Annotated in this window: 25 protein-coding genes; 10 read left to right on the forward strand and 15 right to left on the reverse strand. The window is 66.7% G+C overall.

Annotated elements, in window-relative coordinates; genetic code table 11:
• Positions 1-178 precede the first annotated feature (178 nt).
• Positions 179-1,099, reverse strand: coding sequence for a pyridoxamine 5'-phosphate oxidase family protein (locus VGN82_RS22745; protein ID WP_327529356.1), 921 nt, complete (start codon positions 1,097-1,099; stop codon positions 179-181).
• Positions 1,092-1,727 (reverse strand): glutathione S-transferase, encoded by a 636-nt coding sequence (locus tag VGN82_RS22750; RefSeq protein WP_327529357.1) that lies wholly within the window; start codon positions 1,725-1,727, stop codon positions 1,092-1,094. The genes VGN82_RS22745 and VGN82_RS22750 overlap by 8 nt, the downstream gene beginning before the upstream one ends.
• Before the next feature lie 101 nt (positions 1,728-1,828).
• Between VGN82_RS22750 and VGN82_RS22755 the strand changes: the two genes are divergently transcribed.
• On the forward strand, positions 1,829-2,728 hold the full coding sequence (locus VGN82_RS22755) for a LysR family transcriptional regulator (RefSeq protein WP_327529358.1): 900 nt from the start codon (positions 1,829-1,831) through the stop codon (positions 2,726-2,728).
• Positions 2,729-2,731: 3 nt separating this feature from the next.
• Here the strand turns inward: VGN82_RS22755 and VGN82_RS22760 are convergent, their stop codons facing one another.
• The 3 genes from VGN82_RS22760 to VGN82_RS22770 form a co-directional block, all read right to left on the reverse strand.
• The gene (locus VGN82_RS22760; protein ID WP_327529933.1) at positions 2,732-4,066 is read right to left on the reverse strand and encodes an ATP-binding protein; all 1,335 of its coding nucleotides are present in this window, start codon (positions 4,064-4,066) and stop codon (positions 2,732-2,734) included.
• 119 nt (positions 4,067-4,185) lie between these two features.
• A complete protein-coding gene (locus tag VGN82_RS22765) occupies positions 4,186-4,914 on the reverse strand; it encodes a response regulator transcription factor (RefSeq protein WP_327529359.1) in 729 nt (242 codons plus the stop codon).
• 82 nt (positions 4,915-4,996) lie between these two features.
• Positions 4,997-5,506 (reverse strand): MarR family winged helix-turn-helix transcriptional regulator, encoded by a 510-nt coding sequence (locus VGN82_RS22770; RefSeq protein ID WP_327529360.1) that lies wholly within the window; start codon positions 5,504-5,506, stop codon positions 4,997-4,999.
• A gap of 202 nt (positions 5,507-5,708) precedes the next feature.
• On the opposite strand from VGN82_RS22770, the gene VGN82_RS22775 reads away from it, so the two are divergent.
• Positions 5,709-6,596, forward strand: a complete 888-nt coding sequence (locus VGN82_RS22775) for a branched-chain amino acid aminotransferase (RefSeq protein ID WP_327529361.1) — start codon at positions 5,709-5,711, stop codon at positions 6,594-6,596.
• Positions 6,597-6,686: 90 nt separating this feature from the next.
• Here VGN82_RS22775 and VGN82_RS22780 read toward each other — a convergent pair whose 3' ends face one another.
• The 5 genes from VGN82_RS22780 to uvrC form a co-directional block, all read right to left on the reverse strand.
• Positions 6,687-7,664, reverse strand: a complete 978-nt coding sequence (locus VGN82_RS22780) for a DUF1176 domain-containing protein (protein ID WP_327529362.1) — start codon at positions 7,662-7,664, stop codon at positions 6,687-6,689.
• 67 nt (positions 7,665-7,731) lie between these two features.
• Entirely contained in the window at positions 7,732-8,187 is a 456-nt protein-coding gene (locus VGN82_RS22785) for a molybdenum cofactor biosynthesis protein MoaE (protein ID WP_327529363.1), read from the reverse strand.
• A gap of 7 nt (positions 8,188-8,194) precedes the next feature.
• Positions 8,195-8,494 (reverse strand): molybdopterin converting factor subunit 1, encoded by a 300-nt coding sequence (gene moaD, locus VGN82_RS22790; protein WP_327529364.1) that lies wholly within the window; start codon positions 8,492-8,494, stop codon positions 8,195-8,197.
• Entirely contained in the window at positions 8,491-9,102 is a 612-nt protein-coding gene (gene pgsA, locus VGN82_RS22795) for a CDP-diacylglycerol--glycerol-3-phosphate 3-phosphatidyltransferase (RefSeq protein WP_327529365.1), read from the reverse strand. The genes moaD and pgsA overlap by 4 nt, the downstream gene beginning before the upstream one ends.
• Positions 9,103-9,234: 132 nt before the next feature.
• Positions 9,235-11,274, reverse strand: a complete 2,040-nt coding sequence (gene uvrC, locus VGN82_RS22800) for an excinuclease ABC subunit UvrC (RefSeq protein WP_327529366.1) — start codon at positions 11,272-11,274, stop codon at positions 9,235-9,237.
• Between the two features lie 80 nt (positions 11,275-11,354).
• Between uvrC and VGN82_RS22805 the strand changes: the two genes are divergently transcribed.
• Positions 11,355-12,374, forward strand: a complete 1,020-nt coding sequence (locus VGN82_RS22805; protein WP_327529367.1) for an NADP-dependent oxidoreductase — start codon at positions 11,355-11,357, stop codon at positions 12,372-12,374.
• A gap of 205 nt (positions 12,375-12,579) precedes the next feature.
• Here VGN82_RS22805 and VGN82_RS22810 read toward each other — a convergent pair whose 3' ends face one another.
• On the reverse strand, positions 12,580-12,933 hold the full coding sequence (locus tag VGN82_RS22810) for a cupin domain-containing protein (RefSeq protein WP_327529368.1): 354 nt from the start codon (positions 12,931-12,933) through the stop codon (positions 12,580-12,582).
• Positions 12,934-13,053: 120 nt separating this feature from the next.
• Between VGN82_RS22810 and VGN82_RS22815 the strand changes: the two genes are divergently transcribed.
• The 6 genes from VGN82_RS22815 (at position 13,054) to VGN82_RS22840 (ending at position 17,689) form a co-directional block, all read left to right on the forward strand.
• The gene (locus tag VGN82_RS22815) at positions 13,054-13,563 is read left to right on the forward strand and encodes a MarR family winged helix-turn-helix transcriptional regulator (protein ID WP_327529369.1); all 510 of its coding nucleotides are present in this window, start codon (positions 13,054-13,056) and stop codon (positions 13,561-13,563) included.
• A gap of 122 nt (positions 13,564-13,685) precedes the next feature.
• Positions 13,686-14,525: a prolipoprotein diacylglyceryl transferase gene (lgt, locus tag VGN82_RS22820; RefSeq protein WP_327529370.1), complete on the forward strand. Its 840-nt coding sequence runs from the start codon at positions 13,686-13,688 to the stop codon at positions 14,523-14,525.
• Positions 14,522-15,625 (forward strand): class I SAM-dependent methyltransferase, encoded by a 1,104-nt coding sequence (locus VGN82_RS22825; RefSeq protein ID WP_327529371.1) that lies wholly within the window; start codon positions 14,522-14,524, stop codon positions 15,623-15,625. Before lgt ends, VGN82_RS22825 begins: the two co-directional genes overlap by 4 nt.
• 31 nt (positions 15,626-15,656) lie before the next feature.
• Positions 15,657-16,421 carry a peptidoglycan editing factor PgeF gene (pgeF, locus tag VGN82_RS22830; RefSeq protein ID WP_327529372.1) on the forward strand — a complete coding sequence of 255 codons (765 nt, stop codon included), beginning with the start codon at positions 15,657-15,659 and terminating at the stop codon, positions 16,419-16,421.
• A gap of 102 nt (positions 16,422-16,523) precedes the next feature.
• Entirely contained in the window at positions 16,524-16,811 is a 288-nt protein-coding gene (locus VGN82_RS22835) for a hypothetical protein (protein ID WP_414644372.1), read from the forward strand.
• Between the two features lie 248 nt (positions 16,812-17,059).
• Positions 17,060-17,689 carry a 2-hydroxychromene-2-carboxylate isomerase gene (locus VGN82_RS22840; RefSeq protein WP_327529374.1) on the forward strand — a complete coding sequence of 210 codons (630 nt, stop codon included), beginning with the start codon at positions 17,060-17,062 and terminating at the stop codon, positions 17,687-17,689.
• A gap of 10 nt (positions 17,690-17,699) precedes the next feature.
• Here the strand turns inward: VGN82_RS22840 and VGN82_RS22845 are convergent, their stop codons facing one another.
• Together VGN82_RS22845 and VGN82_RS22850 are read right to left on the reverse strand one after the other, a co-directional pair.
• Positions 17,700-18,446, reverse strand: coding sequence for an SDR family oxidoreductase (locus VGN82_RS22845; protein ID WP_327529375.1), 747 nt, complete (start codon positions 18,444-18,446; stop codon positions 17,700-17,702).
• Positions 18,439-19,296 (reverse strand): glycosyltransferase family 2 protein, encoded by an 858-nt coding sequence (locus VGN82_RS22850; RefSeq protein ID WP_327529376.1) that lies wholly within the window; start codon positions 19,294-19,296, stop codon positions 18,439-18,441. Before VGN82_RS22850 ends, VGN82_RS22845 begins: the two co-directional genes overlap by 8 nt.
• Before the next feature lie 323 nt (positions 19,297-19,619).
• On the opposite strand from VGN82_RS22850, the gene VGN82_RS22855 reads away from it, so the two are divergent.
• Complete coding sequence (locus VGN82_RS22855; RefSeq protein ID WP_327529377.1) at positions 19,620-20,279, forward strand: outer membrane protein; 660 nt, start codon at positions 19,620-19,622, stop codon at positions 20,277-20,279.
• A 191-nt stretch (positions 20,280-20,470) separates the two neighbouring features.
• On the opposite strand, the gene VGN82_RS22860 is transcribed toward VGN82_RS22855, so the two are convergent.
• Positions 20,471-21,073, reverse strand: a complete 603-nt coding sequence (locus VGN82_RS22860) for a glutathione S-transferase (protein WP_327529378.1) — start codon at positions 21,071-21,073, stop codon at positions 20,471-20,473.
• A gap of 30 nt (positions 21,074-21,103) precedes the next feature.
• On the reverse strand, positions 21,104-21,955 hold the full coding sequence (locus VGN82_RS22865; protein WP_327529379.1) for a 23S rRNA (adenine(2030)-N(6))-methyltransferase RlmJ: 852 nt from the start codon (positions 21,953-21,955) through the stop codon (positions 21,104-21,106).
• Between the last annotated feature and the right edge of the window lie 16 nt (positions 21,956-21,971).

Below are 21,971 nucleotides of genomic sequence, written 5' to 3' on the forward strand. Positions count from 1 at the left end.
AGCGGCAACATCGGAGTCGTGGGTGGCGTGAAGGCGGCGCCGAAGGCCGCCACATGCTCGGCCACGATCTCCTCATATTTCGCGACGCTCTTCGGGATCAGCTCCGAGGCTGTCTGCTTCCTATGGTTGCATGACCATAGGGCGAACAAACATCGCGTTCAGTTGGCCGGCAGCTGCCCTACGCGGCCTTCCGGGATCCCGTTTCCAGCGTTGTCAGGGCGAATTCGGGCTTCGACCATCGCAGCGGCAAGGCGCTGTGGCGGCGCCAGCCGCGCGTGACCCGGAAGCGCCAGAGCCGTTCGGCTCCCTCGAGGTCCGCGAGTTCGACTCCGCCCCAGACGATCTCGGTGGTCCCCTGCAGTTGAAGCGTCGTACCCTTTGCGAAATCGACGAACAGCAACGCGGCGCGGGGCTCCAGCAGCAGATTCCCGAGGGTGTTGAAGTAGCGGTTTCCGGCGAAGTCCGGCACCGTCAGCGTGTCGCCTTCGAGCCGCACGAAGCCCCGCATGCCGCCGCGATGTGATAGGTCCACCCCGCCATCGGCGAGGCCGGAGGGCGCGGCGCTGGCGATGAAGAACGTATCGGCTTGCGCGATCATCGTGCGAGCGTCGTCGTCGAGGCCCGCGATGGTTTCGATCGCGCATGGCGCGTCGGGGTTGTCGCCGAGGCGATGGCGGACCTGGATGTATTTCGCGCAATTGCCGAAGCTCTGGGCGACGGACACAGCGAAGCCTCCGCCATCGCGCTTTGCGACCAGCCCATTGGCGCGGTTGCGACGCCGGGTCTCGAACTCGATCCCGAGCAGGCCGATAGGCGCTCCCGGCAGCAATCCTGGGCCAGCGGGATCGTCCGCCGCAGGCAGGGACAGAACCGAGAGCACCGTCGGCGCCGGACTGGTCGCAAAGCCGGGCTGGCCGGTCAGGACCGTGGCCAGCGGCCAGCCTCCCGCATCGCGCACCCCGGCAAACAGCCAGGGCAGTGTGGCGAAGAAGTTGCGATGCTGGTCCGGCATGAACGTCCTGATGCCGGCGCCGTGCGAAGCGAGACCAGCTAGCGCCTGTGCCGCGCGCTCGCCTTCATGGAACGGGGTTTCAGCCATGGGCTGTCCTCTGCGCAGGCAGGGGCGAAGCGGGCATCGGGCTGAAAAAGGGCAGGGCCTCGACGCGCCCAAGCCAGGCGCGCACGGCCGGATAGGGCGAGAGCGGGATGCCGCCCTCGGGGGCGTGGGCGACATAGGAGTAGCAGGCGAGGTCGGCGAGCGTCGGATGCTCGGCAGCGAGGAAGGCGCGCCCGCCGAGGTGCTCGTCCATCCAGGCTAGGACGCGCTGCGCGACGCGTTCGGCCCGGCCGATATCGTCGCTGATGCCGAACTGGTGGATGAGGCGGGCCGTCGCCGGTCCATGCATGACCTCGCCAGCAGCGACCGATAGCCAACGCTGCACAGCTGCTGCAGCTATGGGGTCATCCGGCAGCCAGTCGCTGTCGGGGGCGTAGCGCTTCACTAGATAGACCATGATCGCGTTGCTGTCGGACAGCACGGTCGCGCCGTCCTCGAGCACCGGGATCTGCTGGAACGGGTTGAGCCGGCGGAAGGCATCGCCGCGACGGATATCGGCGGGCGCAGGTTCCAGCCGGTAGGGAAGACTCAGTGCACGCAGCAGAAGCTCGACGCGATGGGCGTGGCCCGAGAGCGGGGTGCCGTGGAGGATGAGGGTGTTGTGGGTCATGGCGTCTCGACCTTAGGCAGGGAGCCACAAGATGGCCGTTTCACCAGGCGCGCATAATTGGTTAAGCTATGAACTCAGAATTTCAGTTGGTGGAATGATCGATGGATCGGCTCGATGAGCTTGCCATCTTCGTCGCGATCGTGGACGCGGGCAGCCTTGCCGGCGCGGCACGGCGGCTCAATCGCTCGCGACCGGCGGTGACGCGGGCTCTTGCATCGCTGGAAGAGCGGACCGGCGCGCGGCTGATCGCCCGCAGCACGCGCCGCCTCGCACCGAGCGACGCGGGCCGCGAACTCGCTATCACGGCGCGACGCCTGCTCGCGGACTACGAGGCCTCGCTGGGGGATGCGGCGGCTGCCCCGGTGCGCGGCCTGCTTCGGATCACCGCGCCGCTGGCCTTCGGCCGCCGCCATGTCACCCCTCTGGTCGCGGAGTTTCTGGATCGCCACCCCGAGGTCCAGGTCGAACTCGTCCTGGCGGATCGCAATCTCGACCTGATCGACGAGGATCTGCACCTGGCTGTCCGGATTGGTTCGCTGGCGAGTTCGCGCCTCGTCTCGCGCAAGGTCGGCGAGATCCGGCGGTTGCTCGTCGCGTCGCCGGACTATCTGCTTCGGCGAGGCAAGCCGGCGACGCCGGCCGAGATCGCGGGGCACGACACGATCGCGAGTGTCGCCGCCAATCAAGGCCTGATCTGGCGCTTCGGCGGGCCCGGCAGTGAGGCGCGCGTCGTCGTGACGCCGCGCTTCATCGTCAACGAGATCGAGGCTGTGCTGATCGCCGCCCGGGCGGGGAGGGGGCTAGCCCGCCCGTTGTCCTATCAGGTGGCGGAAGACCTGGCGTCGGGCGCCTTGCAGCGACTGCTTCCGGACCATGAGCCCCCGCCGCTGCCGGTCCAGCTCGTCGTGCCGGGCGGGCGGCACCTTGCGCCGAAGGTGCGGGCCTTTCTCGATCATGCGGTCGAGCGCCTGCCGAGGCTGGCTCCCATCCACCCCGAATGATTGTCAGACCGGCAGCCGGACCGTCGCCCTCAGCCCGCCAAGCGGTGAATCCGACAGGATGATGTCGCCGCCATGGGCGCGAGCGATATCGCGGGCGATGGCAAGGCCCAGGCCCGTACCGCCGGAATCGACGTTGCGGGCTTCGTCGAGGCGGAAGAAGGGACGGAAGACGTCTTCGCGTTGCTCGGGCGCGATGCCCGGACCGTCATCGTCGACCATGACGATCAGATAGCGTGCATCATGCGTCGCCCGGATGGCGATGCGGTCGCCGAAGCGGGCGGCGTTGGACACGAGATTGGTCATCAACCTGCGGAAGGCATCGGGCCTGATCACCACCAGCGGGTCGCCGACGACCGTCAGCTCGGTCTGATGGCCCTGCCGCTCGGCGTCGGATTTCATCTCCTCCATGAGCGCGCGGATGTCGGTCTCGACGGGGGCTTCGCCGGCATCGCCGCGGGCGAAGGCGAGATAGTCCTCGAGCATGCGGCTCATCTCGTCGACGTCTTTTTCCAGGGCCTCGATTTCCGAGGAGCGCTCGAGCAGGGCGAGCGAGAGCTTGAAGCGGGTCAGGATCGTGCGCAGGTCATGGCTGACGCCGTTCAGCATGGTCGTGCGTTCGCCGACGGCGCGCTCGACGCGGCGCTTCATCTCGATGAAGGCATTGCCCGCGCGGCGGACCTCGCGGGCACCTCGGGGACGGAACTCGGCGTCGCGGCCCTTGCCGAAGGCTTCCGCCGCGTCGGCGAGCTTCAGGATCGGCCGGATCTGGTTGCGCAGGAACAGCACTGCGATCGTCAGCAGGATCAGAGAGGTCCCGATCATCCAGATCAGGAAGATGTGGCTGTTGCTGGCATAGGCAGAGTTGCGCCGCGTCAGGATGCGCATGACGTTCTTGCCGAGCTTGATCCTGATTTCGATCAGGCTGGAACGGCCAACGGTGTCCAGCCAGAAGGGCCGTGCGACCTGCTGGGCGAGCTCGGCTGACAGCGCGGTGTCGAGCAGCGAGAAAAAGGGCCGGGGACCTGGCGGGGGCAGGTCGGTATCAGGGATGATGTCGAGATCCATGCCGAGCCTGGTCGCCGCGATCCGGGCCAGCACGCTAGCATCGGCGTCCTGCGGATAGCTCTCATAGACGTCGATCATCGCCGCGATGTCGGCCGAGACAGCCGAGGACAGGCGCTGCGTCACGGTCTGCCAGTGCCGTTCCATGAAGACATAGGCGATGACGGACTGCAGCAGCACGACGGGGGCGATGACGATCACCAGCGCGCGCGGGTACAGGCCCTTGGGCATATAACGGGCGATGATATGCAGCGGCCGGCCCGCCAGCCGTAGCACGGGCTTGAGCCGGTTGTTGAGATTGGTCTTCCAGCGCGCGACGGCCGAAGCGATACGCCCCAAGCCTGCGCCGAGCGCCTGCGTCAGGCCCCTGCGACGCCTGCCGGGTTGAATCGGTGTCACGTCCGATCCGTGAGAAGGCGGTAGCCGACGCCGCGAACGGTCTGGAGATAGAGCGGATCGGCCGGGTCGCGTTCGATCTTGCGGCGCAGGCGGTTCATCTGGACGTCGACCGTGCGGTCATTGGCAGCGCTGCCCTGTGCCGCCAGCTCCTCGCGCGGCACCACTTCGCCGGCGCGCTCCGCGAGGGCCGTGAGGATCTCGCGCTCGCGTTCGGTGAGGCGGATCGCTTCCTCGCCCTTGCGCAGCTCTCCGCGCGAAAGCCCGTAGAGAAACGGACCGAAACGGACGAAATCGGGCCGTGGGCCGGATTGCGTGGTGTCGACCACGATGGTCCGCTTCAGGATGTTGCCGAGCCGCAGCAGCAGCTCCCGCGGCTCGAAGGGCTTGGCGAGATAGTCATCGACGCCGATCTCGAGTCCGTTGATGCGGTCCTTGCCGTCGGCGCGGGCGGTAAGCATCAGAATCGGCACGGTGGAGCCGGCGCGGAGCCGGCGCGCGAAGTCGAAGCCGTTTTCGCCGGGCATCATGATGTCGAGCACCATGGCGTCGAAAACGAGCCGCTCGAGTCGCAGATCCGCCTCGGCCGCATTGGCGGCGGTCGTCACGCGGTAGCCGTTGTCGCCGAGGAAGCGCGCCAGCAGGTCGCGCAGGCGGCGATCGTCATCGACCACCAGGATGTGGGGTGCTTCGTCGGGGAGCGGCTTGCGTGCCGGCTGTGCGGCCATGTGTCTTTCGTCCTCGCGGGGCTGTGCCCTCGTGTTCCCAGGCAGGCATCATCGCGCGCGGTGGTTGTCTTGCGCTGGCTCCCTACTGCGGCGCAGCGAGGAGGTTCCGCACCTTGTGGCGTTCGGCCGGATCGATCAACCCCGCGAGATAGCGCGCCACCGTCTCCGCCGCCTCCGGCGCGAGATCGCCGAGTGCGGCGTTGATGCGCTTGGCCTGCAACTGGACCAGGCGCAGGGCAAGGTCCTGGCCGGACGGCGTGGCATGCAGATGCCGCTGGCGCTTGTCCTGAACACCGGTGCGCTGCTCGACGAAGCCGGTCTGTACCAGTTCCTTCAGGACGCGGTTCAGGCTCTGCTTGGTGATCTTCAGGATATCGAGCAGTTCGGCTATGGTCAGTCCCGGCCGGCGCAGCACGAAATGCAGGACGCGGTGATGAGCGCGACCGAAACCGTATTCGGCGAGGATGCGGTCGGGGTCGCCGACGAAATCGCGATAGGCGAAGAACAAGAGTTCGATCAGATCATAGGGGACCGCAGTGTCCGGCGAGGTGGGCGCGGCCGCATCGTTCGCTCGGGGCTGCGTCGGGGGCATCGCATCCGTCCTGAAATTTATGTCAGTGATGTTGACATATCTCAGACGGAAGATTACCGGTCAAGCGCGCTGAACGACGGAATATGTCGCAAGACGATGTTGCAGCGCAGTATCATTCCGGCCTTTCGCCTCTGCCGCCATGGTGACGGTGTTCGAGGTGCAACGGATTAACCAGGCCGGACGTGCCAAGAGGAGCACTCCCATGTCAGTCATTCCTTTCGACCAGCGCGACGGCGTCATCTGGTTCGACGGCAAGCTCGTGCCGTGGAAGGACGCGAAGATTCACGTACTGACCCATGGGCTCCATTACGGTTCCTGCGTGTTCGAGGGCGAGCGCTCCTATGACGGCGTGATCTACAAGTGCACCGAGCACTCGCAGCGCTTCCAGAAGTCTGCCGAGATCATGGATTTCACGATCCCCTATTCGATCGCCGAGCTAGACGAGGCCAAGTACCTCTGCCTGAAGGAGAACGGGCTGAAGGACGCCTATGTCCGCCCGGTCGCATGGCGTGGCTCTGAGATGATGGCGGTGTCCGGCATCAACAACACGATCCATACCGCTATCGCGGTCTGGGAGTGGCCGAGCATGTTCGACATGGCGCAGAAGCTGAAGGGCGTGCGCCTCGACGTCGCGAGTTATCGCCGGCCTGACCCGGCCTGCGCGCCTGTTCACGCCAAGGCGGCGGGTCTCTACATGATCTGCTCGCTGTCGAAGCACAAGGCGGAGCGCGCCGGCTATGCCGATGCGATGATGCTCGACTGGGAAGGCAATGTCGCCGAATGCACCGGCGCCAACATCTTCTTCATCAAGGACGGCGTGATCCACACCCCGCAGGCCGACCGCTTCCTGAACGGGATCACGCGCCAGTCGGTGATCGAGCTGTGCAAGAAGCGCGGCTTCGAGGTGATCGAGCGCCGCATCCGCCCGGAGGAGCTGGAAGGCTTCAGCGAGTGCTTCATCACCGGCTCGGCCGCCGAGGTGACGCTGGTCTCCGAGATCGGTCCCTATTCCTTCATCACCGGCAATATGGGCAAGGTGATCATGGAGGATTACTCCGACGCGGTCCGGCCGAAGTCGAAGGCCGCCTGAACAGCTTCGTGATGCTCGGGCGAGGGCCCGAGCATCTCCTGAAAAGATATTCTCGGGTCGGCGCTTCGCACCGCCCGAGAATGATGGCCGCTACTTTTCCTCGCTCCGGAACAGCGTGATCCAGTCGTCGCCGGGGATCAGGCGGCAGATGTCCATCGCGCTGATCTGGAGCACCGCGAAGCGCCTGCCGTTCCAGCCATAGGATCCGGACGTTCCGCAATCGCCGATGCCACGGCCCTTGGCGTAGAACATCACCCTTCCGGATTTCGGGTCGAAGTCGGCGTTCACAAGTTCATTGCCAGAGCCGCCGCGGTTGCTCTCGAACTCGGCAGGTCTCGCTTTGGCGACGTCGCGACCGGGCACGAGCCAGAACTGGGTGGAGACGTTATAGGCGCCGCGCGAGCAGGCGACGACGACGAGCCGGGTCGAGTCGTCCAGCGCAAAGGCGCCGTCGGTGCCCTCCGACATCTCCTCGCAGGAATCCGGCTCGCGCCGGTTCAGTTCCGTGCGCATGGCTTTGACGAGTGCCGCCGCCTGGTCCTTGGCGAGAGGCTTGCCGCTGGCCGGTTTGCTGACGATGACGGGCAGCGTCGGCGCCGGCGGTACGGTGCCAGCCGTGCCCTTGCGGATCAGGGCGGTCGGCGTGTTCAGCCGCCCCTGCTTCTCGTCGATCCAGAGCATGGCCGCGACCGAGCCGGCGAGCGAAAGCTTGAACTGTCGCTGCTCGATCTTTGCCGTCAGCATCGTGGCCTTGCGCGCGGCCGCGATCAGAGCTTCGGCTTCGGTCGGCGCGATCTCGAGCTCTGCGGTCTCGCCATCCATGCTGCTGGCCTGCAGGCGACGCCCGGCAGCCGGGAAGGGAGCGCCGTCGAGCGCCAGATCGACCGAAAACTGCTTCGGGAGCTTCGACGATCGCAGCTTCAGCGCGAGGGTCGGGGCGCCGGTCGGGCCGGCGGGGCGGTCGAGCCGCAGGAAGGCGACCTCGTCATCAGCCTCGTTCGGCAGGGACAGTGCCGTGCAGACCTTGGTGTTGTCGCAGCCGGCGATCCAGTCGCGGAAGGTCTTCATCTCGCCGATCTGGGCCTGTGCCGGCGCAGACAGGGCAAACGACAGGAGCAGTCCGCCTAGCCAGCCTTCAGCTCCAGCGCTGCGCCGCAGCGTCGTCCTCCGGCCTGGCCTCGACCCAGCCGCCGATTGTGCCGTCGGCAAGGTGCTCGCGCTTCCAGAACGGCGCGCGGGTCTTGAGATAATCCATCATGAAGTCGGCCGCTTCGAAAGCGGCGCTGCGGTGGGACGAAGCCGCGATCACCAGCACGATCTGCTCGCCCGGCCTGACGAGACCGTAGCGATGGATCGCGATGAGCCCGAGAAGCGGCCAGCGCGCGACAGCTTCGTCAGCGACGCGGGCGATCTCGGCTTCGGCCATGCCGGGATAGTGCTCGAGTTCGAGCGCGGTCAGCCTGCCCCCCTCGTCGCGGCAGAGCCCGGTGAAGCTGACCACTGCGCCGATGTCGTGCCGGCTCGCCGAGAGCGTGGCGAGTTCGGCGGCGAGGTCGAAATCCTCGCGCTGGATGCGCACCACGGGCGTCATTGGGGGCTCAGCCGCCCGTCATGGGCGGGAAGAAGGCGATCTCGCTCGCGCCCTCGAGGCTCGCGCCCGGTTTGACATGGCTCTGATTGATGGCCGCGCGTACAAGCGTCTCGTCGGCGAAGGCAGCCGCGTAGCCTTCGTCGCGGCCTTTCAGCCAGCGCACGAGGTCGAGCACCGTCTGAGCGCCATCGGGCAATGCGACCCGCTCCTCGGCGAGCCCGACACGCTCTCGTACCCAGGCGAAATAGACCAGCCTGACCATCCGGGTCGTGGCAGCGGGCGCCGATGTCGCGAGGGCCTGCGTCATGGTTCGCGCGTATCCTCCTCGACGAGGTGGCGGATGCCGGCGTTGAAGTAGTCCCAGCCCGTATACATGGTCAGGGCGGCCGCGACCCACAACATCCCGATGCCGATCTGGGTGTTGTAGGGCAGCACCTTGTCGCCCGCGGGACCGGCGACAAGGAAGCCCAGCGCCAGGAGCTGCGCCGTGGTCTTCCACTTCGCGACTTTGCTGACGGGAACACTGACCTTGAGGTCGGCGAGGAATTCACGGAGCCCGGACACCAGGATCTCGCGGCAGAGGATCACGATCGCGGCCCAGAGCGTCCAGCCATGGATCGTGCCGTCGGCCACGAGCATCAGCAGCAGGGCGCAGACCAGGAGCTTGTCGGCGATCGGATCGAGCATGCGGCCAATCGCCGATTGCTGGCTCCAGGCCCTGGCGATGTAGCCATCGAGATAGTCCGTGACGGCGGCGAGCGTGTAGATGCCGAGCGCGAGCCAGCGCATCCAGTCGTCGCGCGGCCAGAACAAAATAGCCACCAGCGCCGGAATCGCCAGGATCCGGCCGTAGGTGAGCAAGTTCGGCAGGGACCAGGGCCCGCGCCGTCTGATGGCATCCGGAAGAATCGTCACGGGAATCACCAAAGCAGCCGGCCGGTGACAGCGTCAACACGCAAAGCCGAGATCACAGTCATGCGCGGCGCAAAGCCGCGAGGGCATTCGAGCCGGCGCGGCTATCGTTTGCTGATGTCGGCGCCGGCCATCTTAGGCATCATGGAAATAATCATGTACCGCCTTAGCCGTGGCGGCATTGACGCCGGGCGTGCGCATGAGGTCGTCGAGCTTGGCGCGCTGGATCGCCTTGACCGTGCCGAAATGCAGCAGCAGCGCGCGCTTTCGCGAGGGGCCGATGCCTGGGATCTCGTCGAGCGGGTTCTTCATCGTGTCCTTCTTGCGCCGGGCCCGATGCGTGCCGATGGCGAAGCGGTGCGCTTCGTCGCGCAGGCGCTGGATGAAGTAGAGGGCGGGATCGCGTGGCGGCAGCTTGAACGGCTCTCGGCCGGCCATGTGGAAGGTCTCGCGCATGGCGTTGCGGTCGGCGCCCTTGGCGATGGCGACGAGCGGGATGTCGCCGGCGCCCAGCCCGGCCATGATCTGGCGGGCAGCCTCGAACTGGCCCTTGCCACCATCGACGATGACGAGATCGGGGCGCGAGGGGAAGGCGTCTTCATCGGGCTGACTGGCCGACGCAGCCGCGGCCTCTGGATCGCTTGCGCCGACGGAGGGTGTTTCTGCTGTTTCCTTCTCCGCTGTGTCCTTCGCCAGTCGCGCGAAGCGGCGCTGCAGCACCTCGCGCATCATGCCGAAATCGTCCCCGGCGATGGTGTCGGATGAGATGTTGAAGGTGCGGTAATGGCTCTTCATGAAGCCGTCGCGGCCCGCGACGACCATGCCGCCCACCGCATTGGTGCCCATGATGTGCGAGTTGTCGTAGACCTCGACCCGGCGCGGCGGCTTCTCCATGCCGAAGGCGGCGCCGAGCGCTGCCAGCAGCGAACTCTGGCCGGCATTGTCGGCGAGCTTGCGGGAAAGCGCCTCGCGGGCGTTCTTGCGTGCGTGCTCGACGAGATCGACTCGTTCGCCGCGCTTCGGGTTCGCGACCTCGACCTTGCGGCCGGCGCGCGCCGACAACGCCTGCGCGATCAGTTCGATCTCCTCGACCGGGTGCGAAAGCAGCACGAGGCGCGGCGGCGGCTTGTCGTCGTAGAACTGGGTGACGACCGAGGCCAGCACCTCGGCCGGGGTGAGGCTGCGGTCGGCGCGGGGAAAGAGCGCGCGGTTGCCCCAGTTCTGCTTGTTGCGGAAGAAGAAGATCTCGACGCAGAACTGCCCGGCCTGCTCGTCGACGGCGAAGACGTCCGCTTCCTCGACGCCTTGCGTGTTGATGTCCTGCCCCGCCTGCACCGCCGACAGCGCCGCGAGCCGGTCGCGGTAGCGCGCCGCCTTCTCGAATTCGAGGTTCTCCGCCGCGTCCTGCATTCGGGCGGAGAGCAGCTGCTTCACGCTGGACGAGCGCCCGGAGAGGAAGTCGCGCGCTTGGCCGGCGAGCGCCTGGTAGTCCGGAATTGAGATTTCGCCGGTGCAGGGGCCGGCGCAGCGCTTGATCTGGAAGAGCAGGCAGGGGCGCGTCCGGTTCTCGTAGAAGGAATCCGTGCAGGAGCGCAGCAGGAAGGCCTTCTGCAACGCGTCGATAGTGCGTTCTACCGCCCAGACAGAGGCGAAGGGGCCGAAATAGTCGCCCTTGCGGTGGCGCGAGCCGCGATGCTTGGCGATCTGCGGCGCCTCATGGTCGCCGGTCAGGAGGATGTAGGGGAACGACTTGTCGTCGCGCAGCAGCACGTTGTAGCGCGGCCTGAGCTGCTTGATCAGGTTGGATTCGAGCAGCAGCGCCTCGGTCTCCGTCCCCGTGGTGACGAATTCCATGTTCGCGGTCTCGGCGATCATTCGCGCGACGGCGTTGGTATGCGCCATGCCGCGGGCATAGGCCGTAACGCGGTTCTTCAGGCTCTTGGCCTTGCCGACATAGAGCACCTCGCCGGCGCGATCGAACATCCGGTAGACGCCCGGCTTGTTCGGCAGGTGCTTCGCGAAGCCGGCGATGACCTCGATGCCGTGCTTCAGCGCGCCGGGCGCAGCCTCACCGAGATCGAGCACGGGAGCGGGCAGGCTCTCCTCGGCCTCCGCTTCGACCTCGGTCTCTGTATCTGGCAGATCGGGCTGGCGTTCGCGATTCATGGCACGCATGTAGGATGCGCGAGGCGTTTCGTCATGTCAGCAGTGTCGATGCGACGCGCCAACGGTCGATGCAGGAGAGGTCGAAGATCATGGTTCCGTCCGAGAAGCAGCAGATCGTCCTGGCCTCGCGCCCCGAAGGGCGGCCGACGCCCGCGAATTTCCGGCTGGAGCAGGCGCCGATTCCGACGCCCTCGGATGGCCAGGTTCTGCTGAGAGTTCTCTATCTCTCGCTCGACCCCTACATGCGCGGGCGGATGAGCGCGGCAAAGTCCTATTCCGCTCCGGTCGAGATCGGGCATGCGATGGAGGGCGGTACGGTCGCGGAGGTGATCGAAAGCCGGCATCCGGGCTTCAAGGCCGGCGACATCGTGCTCTCGCATTCGGGCTGGCAGTCGCACGCGCTGGCCAAGGGCGACGGCCTGCGCAAGCTCGACCCGGCCGCGGCACCGATCACCACGGCGCTCGGCGTGCTCGGGATGCCCGGCTTCACTGCTTATTCCGGTCTTCTCACCATCGGCCAGCCGAAGCCTGGCGAGACGGTCGTTGTCGCTGCGGCAAGCGGGCCTGTCGGTTCGGCGGTCGGCCAGATCGCGCGGATCAAGGGGGCGAGGGCGGTCGGCATCGCCGGCGGGGCGGAGAAGTGCGCCTATGTCCGCGAGGTCTTCGGCTTCGATGCCGTGATCGACCATCGGGCGCCCGACTTCGCCGCGCAGCTGGCGGCGGCCTGCCCGAAAGGCATCGACGTCTATTTCGAGAATGTCGGCGGCAAGGTCTGGGATGCTGTGTTCCCGCTGCTCAACCCCTTCGCGCGCATCCCGGTCTGCGGCCTCATCGCCCAGTACAACAGCAGCGGCGATTTCGAAGGGCCTGATCGCCTGCCTGTGCTGATGCGGCAGATCCTGACCAAGAGCCTGACGATCCGTGGCTTTATTCAGCGCGAATTCGTCGCCGAGCAGCGCCCGGCCTTCGAGCGTGAGATGGCGGCCTGGATCGCGGCGGGAGCGGTGAAGTACAAGGAGGACATCGTCGATGGGCTTGCCAGCGCGCCCGAGGCCTTCATCGGGCTGCTCGAAGGCGGAAACTTCGGCAAGCTGATCGTGAAACTGTAAGGAGGCGCTGGGCCGCGCCGCCGGGCGGTCCGGCGGCCCGCTCGGGGGCTGGTCGCATGTGCGGCGGCTCGATTTGGCCGCAGCGGCCAGAGCAGGCTCCGTCCGGCGCACGCCTCCCCCAGCGATCGTTTGGAGACGGTTTCACCGATCAGGTTGGCGCAACCGGCTTGAAACCGACTCGAACGCCATGTGATTGCGCGACGGATCAGGATACGGCCGGCTCCGGGACGAAATCCTGCACGATCGTGTCGTTCGCGTGGATGCAGACGAGTTCGAGTCGACCCGGGCCGAGATTGACGAATTTGTGCGGGATACCGGCCGGGCCGATGAGGATGGCGCCAGCGCCGGCGCGCACGCTCTGGTGGCCGACGGTGAACTCGGCTTCGCCGGATCGCACCACCCAAGTCTCTGGATAGGGGTGGACATGGAGGCCCGGGCCCTCGCCGGGCGCGTTGTTCACGAGGAAGAACGAGACCTGCGATCCGTGATCGAGCCCATCGAAGCGGACGGTGCCGCTGGTGCCGCTCCGCAGGGTAGCGCTGTCAACGATGTTCATCATGACGAGTTCCCTTCTGCGCCAAAAGCCAGATTTATCTTTGCGGGAAGATATCTGCCGACAAACTATCTTCATGTCAAGATATTTGCTAGGTGCTCGACCGGGCGATGAGGGAGCGGAGCGATGGCCAGCGATCATGTGGAGCGCCTGCGGGGGCAATGGAGCCGTGAATTGCCCGATCTCGACACGACGCCGATGGCCGTGCTCGGCCGGGCCTATCGACTCGCCAATTTGGTGCGACCGAGCATCGAGGCCTGTTTCGCCGGTTTCGGAATCGACCGCGGCGAATTCGATGTGCTCAGCACGCTTCTCCGCAGCGGCGCGCCGTATCGCCTGACGCCGACCGAGCTCTATCGCTCGCTGATGATCAGCTCAGGCGGGCTGACGCACCGGCTCGTTCGGCTGGAAAAGGCCGGGCTGATCCGGCGCGAGAAGTCGCCGGAAGACGGGCGCAGCTTCCATGTGCTGCTGACGGAGGAGGGCGCAGGTCGGACCGAAGCCGCCTTTCGCGCCGACATGGCCAATGAGATGCGCTTCCTGGAAGGCTTTTCATCCGAGAAGCAGGAGGCCCTCGCCGGGTTGCTGCGGGACCTGCTACTCCTCGTCGAGACCGTGGGCGGTGGCGAAGCCTGACAGCGACGCGGCTGGTGCCTTTCCATGATGTGTTGGGCGCCGGCACTGCCATCGCCCTTTTCGCTTGACCCGCCGAAGGGCGCGCGGTCATCACCTTCCGCCCGCCACCGGACGCTACGCGCATGCCCCCACTCGCCATCGCCTTCCCGATGATCGACCCGGTCGCTCTGCAGCTCGGGCCGCTTTCGGTCAAATGGTATGGGCTCGCCTATGTCGTCGGCCTCCTCGGAGGCTGGTGGTATGCGCGCCGGCTGGTGTCCGCCGAAGGGCTGTGGGCCGGCCGCGCCCGGCCGAAGGCCGAGGAACTCGACGACATGCTGCTCTTCGTTGCGCTTGGCGTCGTGCTCGGCGGGCGGCTCGGCTTCGTGCTGTTCTACGATCTGCCGCGCTATCTCGAGCGGCCGCAGGACATCCTCGCGATCTGGCAGGGTGGCATGTCATTCCATGGTGGGCTGATCGGTGCGGCTACAGGCCTGTGGCTGTTCGCCAGGCGGCGCGGCTATCCGGCGCTCTCGGTGTTCGACCTCGCCGCCGCCGTCGTGCCGATCGGGCTTTTCCTCGGCCGCATCGCCAATTTCATCAATGCCGAGCTGTGGGGGCGGCCGGCGCCAGATGTGCCCTGGGCCATGGTCTTTCCCGGTGCCGGGCCGCTGCCACGCCATCCGAGCCAGCTCTACGAGGCTTTCGGCGAAGGGCTCCTGCTTTTCATCCTGTTGGCGTTGCTGGTGCGGGCCGGCGGTCTGAAACGCCCGGGGCTCGTCGCAGGCGTGTTCGGCATGGGCTATGCCGTCGCGCGCATCGTCTGCGAGTTCTTCCGCGAGCCTGACCCGCAGCTCGGCTTCCTGTTCGGCCGTTCGGTCGATGCGCTGTCCGGCGGGGTCACGATGGGGATGGTGCTGTCGCTGCCGCTCTTCGCAGCCGGGCTGGCGCTGGCGTTGCGGGCCAGGCGGGCTGCGGCGTGAGCGGCCTGAAGGCGGAGCTCGCCCGCCTGATCGCCGATGAGGGGCCGATGCCGGTCTCGCGCTACATGGCGCTCTGCCTGGGCCATCCGCGCCACGGCTACTACATGACGCGTGATCCGTTCGGCGCGGCAGGCGATTTCACCACTGCGCCGGAAATCAGCCAGATGTTCGGGGAGATGCTCGGGCTCTGGGCCGCGCACCTCTGGCAGGCGATGGGGGCTCCGCCACGGTTCGCGCTGGTCGAGATCGGGCCCGGGCGCGGCACGCTGATGGCCGACATGCTGCGCGCGACGCGGATCGTCCCCGGTTTCCACGAGGCAGCGTCGATACATCTGGTCGAAACCAGCCCGGTGCTGCGCGACATCCAGAGGGCGACGCTTGCCGGCAGGGCCGAGGCGCACTGGCACGATCGGGTCGGGCCGGCGCTGGACGGGCCCGTGATCGTGATCGCCAACGAATTGCTGGATGCGCTGCCGCTCGACCAGTTCGTGATGACGCGGGACGGCTGGCGTGAGCGACTGGTCGGGCTCGATGCGGCGGGCGAGTTGGTGTTCGGACTGGCCGGTGAGGCATTCCCCGATCAGGCATCCTTGCCGGCGGCGGGACAGGAGGGTGTGGTCCTGGAGCAGCCGGCTGCTGCGATCAGCATTGTCTCGGAGGTCGCCGATCATGTCGCGCGGACCGGGGGAGCGGCGCTGTTCATCGACTACGGCTCGCTGCATTCGGGCTTCGGCGATACGCTGCAGGCGATGCGCCGACATCAGTTCGTCGATCCGCTGGCGGAACCCGGCGAGGCGGACCTCACCGTCCATGTCGATTTCGCACGGATGGCGCAGGCGGGGCTGCGCTCCGGAGCCGCGGCCCACGGCCCTGCGACGCAGCGCGATTTTCTGCTGGCGCTGGGACTGGCCGAGCGGGCACAGGCACTTTCGCGCAAGGCGACGCCGGTGCAGGCGCAAGCGATCGGCGCCGCCTTCGATCGCCTGACGGAATGCGACGAGACCGGCATGGGCGATTTGTTCAAGGTTCTGGCGCTAAGCCATCCGGCCCTGCCGGCGCTGCCCGGATTTGACCTTCATCGACTGCCAGAGCAGGGCTGATATCGCTCCCGCCGCCCGAACGGACGACATGATGTTCATCACCTCTCCCGACCTCGCTGCCGAATCCGGCATCCGCCACGCCTTCTTCACGCGCGAGGGCGGCGTCTCGACGGGCATCTATGCCTCGCTGAACGGCGGTCTGGGCTCGGCCGATCCGGCCGAATCGATCGCGGAGAACCGCAGGCGCATGGCGGCGCATTTCAATGTCGCGCCGACCCATCTCGTGAGTCTCTATCAGGTGCACTCGGCCGATGTGGAGGTCGTCACCGGGCCGTGGTCGGGCGACAGGCCGAAGGCGGATGCCATGGTCAGCGTCGCGCATGGCGTCGCTCTCGGCGTCTCCAGTGCCGATTGCGGGCCGATCCTCTTTGCCGACGGCGAGGCCGGGGTCATCGGCGCGGCCCATGCCGGCTGGAAGGGCGCGTTCGGCGGCGTCGTCGCCGCAACCGTGACGGCGATGGAAAAGCTCGGTGCACGGCGCGAGCGAATCATCGCCGTGCTCGGGCCGACGATCAGCGCCAAGGCCTATGAGGTCGGGCCGGAATTCACCGAGCGCTTCAAGACCGAGAATGCGACCTATGCCCGCTTCTTCAGCGCGTCCGAGCGGCCGGCCCACGCGATGTTCGATCTGCCAGCCTTCATCGGCCTGCGAGCCCAGGAGGCGGGCATCGGCCGCTTCGTCGATCTCTCGCTGTGCACCTATGCCGACGAGCAGCGCTTCTTCAGCTATCGCCGCGCGACCCACCGCTCGGAGCCGGACTACGGCCGGCTGATCTCGGCGATCGCCCTGGCCTGACCTGCAGATAGCGGCTTCCCGTCGCGTTTCCAGCGGGAGTTGCATCGACTCGGCGGCGGAGTCATCGTCCCGCGGCCACATCACGTGGCTTTCGGGGGTAGCATGGAACAGATTTTGATGAATCTCGTTGCCGGTGCGATCGGCGGTAACGCTGCAGGAAAAGCCTCTCCAACCTTCGATCTGGGAACGCTAGGCAACACGATCTCCGGCCTCGTCGGCGGCGGCGTGCTCGGCCAGCTCATCCCGATCGTATTGCCGGCGATCAGCGCTGCCGCGCAGGGCGGCAATCTCAGCGTCGGCGGCATTCTGACTAACCTGATCGGCGGCGGTGCCGGCGGCGCGATCCTGACCGCCATCATCGGGGCGCTCAAGAACAAGGCCGCTGCCTGAGGCCGTCATCGACGCGGACGGGAGCCGGCGCGATCGCTCACGGCTTCCGAGGTCCGCGTCGCAGCGATGAAACGGGGGCCCCGGCAAATGGCTGCGGCCCCCGCCAATCGAAGTGCGGTCTTGTCACTCCCTTCTGACCATCACGATTGGATGCGCGCCTTCATCCCGGTGCTTGCCGCGCGAAGCCCCGGCTGACAGCGTATTGCCACGCGAGATCCCAGTCCCTCCAACTGCCGAGCTGCCCGAGCATGTCCCGTTCCATCGACTACTATTTCTCGCTGCATTCGCCCTGGACCTATCTCGGCCACGCCACCTTCCTCGAGATCGCGAAACGCCATGGCTGCCGAATTGTCTATCGACCGGTGCCGCTGCGCGCCGTCTTCGACGAGACCGGCGGGCTGCCGCTGCCCAAGCGCCATCCCGTGCGCCAGCGCTATCGCCTGATGGACCTGCAGCGCTGGCGTGAACGTCGCAAGCAGCCGCTGGTGCTCCAGCCGAAGCATTTCCCGTTCGATCCCTCCCTCGCCGATCGTTTCCTCATCGCGATCGTCCAAGGCGGTGGCGACCCCGGCCTGTTCATGGGCGAAGTCATGGCGGGCGTCTGGGCACGGGACGACGACATGACACGACCCGAGGCGATCGCCGCCGTGGCCCGTGCCACCGGCTTCGATGCGCAGGCGCTTGCAGTCGCCGCCGAAAGCGAGGCCGTGCAACGGCTTTATGAGGGCACGATCGCTGCCGCGGTCGAGGCCGGGGTGTTCGGCGCACCGAGCTATGTGCTCGATGGCGAGGTGTTCTGGGGACAGGATCGGCTGGAGCTGCTCGACAGCGCGCTTGCCAGCGGTCGCGCGCCCTATCGCCCCGATTCCGGGGCCTGACAGGGCTCGCTCAGTCGATGATGTCGGGGGTGCGCCAGCCGAGGTGCTGGCCGCCGTCGACGGCGATCATCTGACCGGTGACCGAGCGCGCCTGAGCGAGATAGAGCACAGCCTCGGCGATTTCGCGCGCATCGATTCTGCGCTGCAGCAGGATCGCGGCGGCTTCCTGTTCCATCGCCTCGGCGCCGTCATGCGGATTCGGCAGTGTCGGGCCAGGGCCGACGGCGTTGACGCGGATGCGCGGCGCCAGCGCTTGCGCCATGGTCTTGGTGGCCGTCAGTAGCGCGGCCTTGGTCAGGGTGTAGGAGTAATATTGCGGCGTCAGCTTCCAGACCCGCTGGTCGATGATGTTGACGACCGCGCCGTTGCGACCGTCCGGAAGCCGGTTCGCCAGCGCCCCGGCCAGGACCGAGGGCGCCCGCAGGTTGATCGAGAACTGCCGGTTCCAGGTCGGAACGTCGATCGCGGTGATGTCGTCGACGAGGAAGCTGGAGGCGTTGTTGACGAGAAGCGTGACCGGACCGAGCGCAGCCTCGGCGGCCGGCATCAGCGCATCGACAGCGGCTGGGTCGGCAAGATCGGCGACCACCACCGCCGCGCGGCTGCCGCGGCGCTCGATCTCGCCGGACAGCGCCTCTGCCTCGGCTCTGGCGCTGCCGCTATGGATCGCGACGGCGTAGCCGGCTTCCGCCAGCCGCTCGACGATGGCGCGCCCGATGCGCCGCGCCCCGCCGGTCACCAGGGCGACCTCAGCCATCGCGCGATTCTCCGGCGGGCGGGAGCGTCGGGCCGTCTTCGGGCGCGCGGCGCTGCAGCCGCCTTTCCCAGTGCTTGGCGACCCTGAGATAGCGATAGAAGGCGTAGTTCATCGCGGTCATGAAACCGTAGACGCCGCGCAGGGCGTGGCGACGGCCGATATAGGCCTTGATGAAGTTCGCCGGGAACTCGGCGACGAGGCGGAAGACCGAGAGCGAGATGCCGCGCTTGTCGAGATCGTCGGCCTGGGCGTCGCTGTAGCCGTTGAGCTTGGCCATTTGCTCGCCGAGCGAGCGCACGGAAAAATGGTGCACCGTGCCCTTGAGGCGGGCGACACGTGCGCCCGCCGCCAGATCGACGCGGTCATGCACCGGCGATGGCGAGTAGCGTCCCTTGCTCTTGCGATAGAGGCGCACCGGCGCGAGCACATAGGCGAAGCGATGCGGGGCGGGCTCGCCCGGGAAGATTTCGGCGATGCGCAGCTCATAGGCGTCCGCGTCGGGCTCGCCATGGGCGAACAGGTTCACAATCTCGGCTGCAAGGTCTTCCGGCACGACCTCGTCGGCATCGAGATTCAACAGCCAATCATGCCGGCACTGATCTTCGGCGAAGCGCTTCTGCTGCCCGTAGCCCGGCCAGGGATTAAAGATGACGCGGGCGCCGAGAGCCTCGGCGATCGCCTGCGTCCCGTCAGTCGAGCCGGAATCGATCACCACAATGTCATCGCTGAGCGCGCGAACCGCCTGGATCGTCCGAGCGATACGGTCCGCCTCGTCGCGCGCGATGATGAAAATCGAAAGGAGCGGCACCCTTGGGTCTCGTCTGCTGTCTGATCGGTCAGGCTTAAGCATGCGTCGGTAGGGGCTGCAAGCAGCCCCGCGGAAAATGTGGCGGGAATGGGAACCTTGCGCGATACGGCGCGTTATTGAATTGGGCTGAAGAGGGGGATGGCAATTCCATTAGTATTCGATTTACCATTCGCCATGCTGTAACAATCATTAATGCGTTTTTACGCATTTGCCTCAGTCATCCTATTCGTGCCTCATTTCTGCCGCGGTTCGCAGAGCAGATGTGCTTCCGCTGCAACAGACAAAGCCGCGCTCTGGTCTTATAACGGTCACATCGAATTCACCCGCCGGGCCAACCGGCAAAGCGACGACCCTAGGAGTTACCAATGAAGAAGTTTCTGCTTTCGAGCGTCGCAGCGCTCGGCATCGTCGCCGCCGGCGCCGCCTCCGCTGCTGACCTGCCGTCCCGCAAGGGTCCGGTCGTTGCGCCGGTCTACGTTCCCGTCTTCACCTGGACCGGCTTCTACGTCGGCGCCAACGCCGGCTACGCCTGGGGCAACGTGAACGCCGGCACGGTGTTCAACAACCGCACCGTCAGCATCGGCGATCTCGACGGCTTCGTCGGTGGCGGCCAGCTCGGCTACAACTACCAGATGGGCCAGTTCGTTCTCGGCCTCGAGACGGACATCCAGGGCGCTGACCTGAACACCGGCTCGAACGCTTTCGGCGATCGTGTCCGCACCGAGTACTTCGGCACCGTTCGTGCTCGCGTCGGTCTCGCCTTCGACCGGTTCCTGCCCTACGTCACCGGTGGTTGGGCCTACGGCAACGTGAAGACCTCGATCGGCGGCCTCGGCTCGACCGACAAGACCCACACCGGCGGCTACGCTGTCGGCGCCGGCCTCGAGTACGCCTTCACCAACAACTGGACCGCCAAGGTCGAGTACCTCTACGTCGATCTCGGCGAGAAGACCGTGTTCAACTCGGGCGTCAAGACCGGCACCGATTTCTCGGTCGTCCGCGCCGGCGTGAACTACAAGTTCTAGTCTGCCTCCCCTCCCGGGGACCTTATGAACCCGGTGGCTTCGGCCACCGGGTTTTTTGTCGTTTGGATCATGGTCTCGCGCCCGGTACGGCGAGACGCTGCTGGCCGCGACCGGCCGGCTCCGGGGGCGCGATGGCTCGAAGACCCCGGAACGAGCGCGTTTTCTTACAAGGCGGCAGGTGTCGGGGCGGATCAGCCCTTGAAGCGGGTCGCCTCGAAGGCCGGGACCTTGACGGCGAAAGCTTCCAGCCAGGCCACGAGGCGCGGGTGCTCGGCTCGCCAGGCGCCGGCGAAGCGCAAGTCGAGATAACCGAGCGCGCAGGCAAGCGCGATTTCGCCGATGCGTGGCTTGTCCGGGAAGGCGGGCGGGGCGGCTTCGAGCGCGGCAAGCGCGCGGGAGACCTTTCCGGCCTGGTTCGCGACCCAGGCAGCGTTGCGACCCTCTTCCGGGCGGAAGCGGGTTTCGTAGACCTGCAGCAAGGCGGCGTCGCCGAGCCCGTCGGCCAGCGCCTGAAGCCGCAACTGCGCGAAGCGCTCGGTTCCGGTCGGGAAGATGCCACCGCCGGCGAGATGGTCGAGGTATTCGACGATGACGCGCGAATCGAACAGGGTCGTACCGTCTTCGAGTACCAGGGTCGGGATCTTTCCGAGCGGGTTCTGCTGCCGGAGCGGATCGGCCGGATCATTGGTATCGGCGGCGACGATCTCGATCCGGTCCAGGAGGCCGAGTACGGACGCAGCGATCTTGACCTTGCGGCCGAACGGGGAGGCGGGAGAGGAGCGCAGGACAAGCATGAATGAGACTCTGGGTCGAGAGCGGGCGGATCAGCCGTCCGGACGGATCGGCTCGCATAGATAGCGCGGGCGCGGTCCTTGGGCGAGGCGTTCCGTCAGGGCCGGCAGCAGGATTTCCGCCTCGCCTGCGAGCGTCCAGGGCGGGTTGACGACCAGCATGCCGGTGGCGCTGAGGCCACCTGCGGCTTCCGGTCGGTCGACGTCGATCTCGAGTCGCAGCAGGCGCCCGATGCCGGCCAGGGTGACGCTGTCGAGCAGGCGCTCGATCGCGCGCCGATCCTTGAGCGGATACCAGAGCGCATAGATGCCGGTCGGCCATTTGTGGTGGGCGGCGATGAATTCCGCTGCCAGCGTCTCGAATTCGTCCTTCTCCTCGAAGGGTGGATCGATCAGCACCAGTCCGCGCCGTTCCTTGGGTGGGACATTGCCGCGCAGCGCGTTCCAGCCGTCGATCGCCAGCGCCTTGCAGCGGTCGTCGCGACTGATGACCTGGACGAGCTTCATGTGGGTCTGCGGATGCAGTTCCGCCGCGATCAGCCGGTCATCGGGACGCATCGCCTGTCGACAGAGCCAGGGGGAGCCGGGATAGGCGTCCGGGCCATAAAGCGCACGCGCGCCGGAGACCGCATCGCGCCACGGCTTGATCAGCGCCTCGACAGCGGGGCCGAGCGGTGAACGGTCGAGCCGCGCGACGCCGTCCTTCCACTCATGCGTCCGCAGCGCTTCTTCCGAGCCGAGATCGTAGCGGCCCGCGCCGGCATGGGTGTCCACGACGCGATAGGGCGTCGCCTTGCCGTTGAGATGGGTCAGGATGCGCGTCAGCACGACGTGCTTGAGGACATCGGCGAAATTGCCGGCGTGGAAGCCGTGACGATAGTTCATCCCGCGCTCTTACGCG

This window comes from Allobosea sp. (genome assembly GCF_035999205.1).
In the GTDB taxonomy this organism is placed as follows: domain Bacteria; phylum Pseudomonadota; class Alphaproteobacteria; order Rhizobiales; family Beijerinckiaceae; genus Allobosea.

What these genes read in the sequence shown, in the direction of transcription:
- VGN82_RS22745 (WP_327529356.1), bottom strand. Translation starts at nt 1,099, where the DNA reads ATGGCTGAAACCCCGTTCCATGAAGGCGAGCGCGCGGCACAGGCGCTA.
- VGN82_RS22750 (WP_327529357.1), bottom strand. Translation starts at nt 1,727, where the DNA reads ATGACCCACAACACCCTCATCCTCCACGGCACCCCGCTCTCGGGCCAC.
- VGN82_RS22755 (WP_327529358.1), top strand. Translation starts at nt 1,829, where the DNA reads ATGGATCGGCTCGATGAGCTTGCCATCTTCGTCGCGATCGTGGACGCG.
- VGN82_RS22765 (WP_327529359.1), bottom strand. Translation starts at nt 4,914, where the DNA reads ATGGCCGCACAGCCGGCACGCAAGCCGCTCCCCGACGAAGCACCCCAC.
- VGN82_RS22770 (WP_327529360.1), bottom strand. Translation starts at nt 5,506, where the DNA reads ATGCCCCCGACGCAGCCCCGAGCGAACGATGCGGCCGCGCCCACCTCG.
- VGN82_RS22775 (WP_327529361.1), top strand. Translation starts at nt 5,709, where the DNA reads ATGTCAGTCATTCCTTTCGACCAGCGCGACGGCGTCATCTGGTTCGAC.
- VGN82_RS22780 (WP_327529362.1), bottom strand. Translation starts at nt 7,664, where the DNA reads ATGAAGACCTTCCGCGACTGGATCGCCGGCTGCGACAACACCAAGGTC.
- VGN82_RS22785 (WP_327529363.1), bottom strand. Translation starts at nt 8,187, where the DNA reads ATGACGCCCGTGGTGCGCATCCAGCGCGAGGATTTCGACCTCGCCGCC.
- moaD (WP_327529364.1), bottom strand. Translation starts at nt 8,494, where the DNA reads ATGACGCAGGCCCTCGCGACATCGGCGCCCGCTGCCACGACCCGGATG.
- uvrC (WP_327529366.1), bottom strand. Translation starts at nt 11,274, where the DNA reads ATGCGTGCCATGAATCGCGAACGCCAGCCCGATCTGCCAGATACAGAG.
- VGN82_RS22805 (WP_327529367.1), top strand. Translation starts at nt 11,355, where the DNA reads ATGGTTCCGTCCGAGAAGCAGCAGATCGTCCTGGCCTCGCGCCCCGAA.
- VGN82_RS22810 (WP_327529368.1), bottom strand. Translation starts at nt 12,933, where the DNA reads ATGATGAACATCGTTGACAGCGCTACCCTGCGGAGCGGCACCAGCGGC.
- VGN82_RS22815 (WP_327529369.1), top strand. Translation starts at nt 13,054, where the DNA reads ATGGCCAGCGATCATGTGGAGCGCCTGCGGGGGCAATGGAGCCGTGAA.
- lgt (WP_327529370.1), top strand. Translation starts at nt 13,686, where the DNA reads ATGCCCCCACTCGCCATCGCCTTCCCGATGATCGACCCGGTCGCTCTG.
- pgeF (WP_327529372.1), top strand. Translation starts at nt 15,657, where the DNA reads ATGTTCATCACCTCTCCCGACCTCGCTGCCGAATCCGGCATCCGCCAC.
- VGN82_RS22835 (WP_414644372.1), top strand. Translation starts at nt 16,524, where the DNA reads ATGGAACAGATTTTGATGAATCTCGTTGCCGGTGCGATCGGCGGTAAC.
- VGN82_RS22840 (WP_327529374.1), top strand. Translation starts at nt 17,060, where the DNA reads ATGTCCCGTTCCATCGACTACTATTTCTCGCTGCATTCGCCCTGGACC.
- VGN82_RS22845 (WP_327529375.1), bottom strand. Translation starts at nt 18,446, where the DNA reads ATGGCTGAGGTCGCCCTGGTGACCGGCGGGGCGCGGCGCATCGGGCGC.
- VGN82_RS22850 (WP_327529376.1), bottom strand. Translation starts at nt 19,296, where the DNA reads ATGCTTAAGCCTGACCGATCAGACAGCAGACGAGACCCAAGGGTGCCG.
- VGN82_RS22855 (WP_327529377.1), top strand. Translation starts at nt 19,620, where the DNA reads ATGAAGAAGTTTCTGCTTTCGAGCGTCGCAGCGCTCGGCATCGTCGCC.
- VGN82_RS22860 (WP_327529378.1), bottom strand. Translation starts at nt 21,073, where the DNA reads ATGCTTGTCCTGCGCTCCTCTCCCGCCTCCCCGTTCGGCCGCAAGGTC.
- VGN82_RS22865 (WP_327529379.1), bottom strand. Translation starts at nt 21,955, where the DNA reads ATGAACTATCGTCACGGCTTCCACGCCGGCAATTTCGCCGATGTCCTC.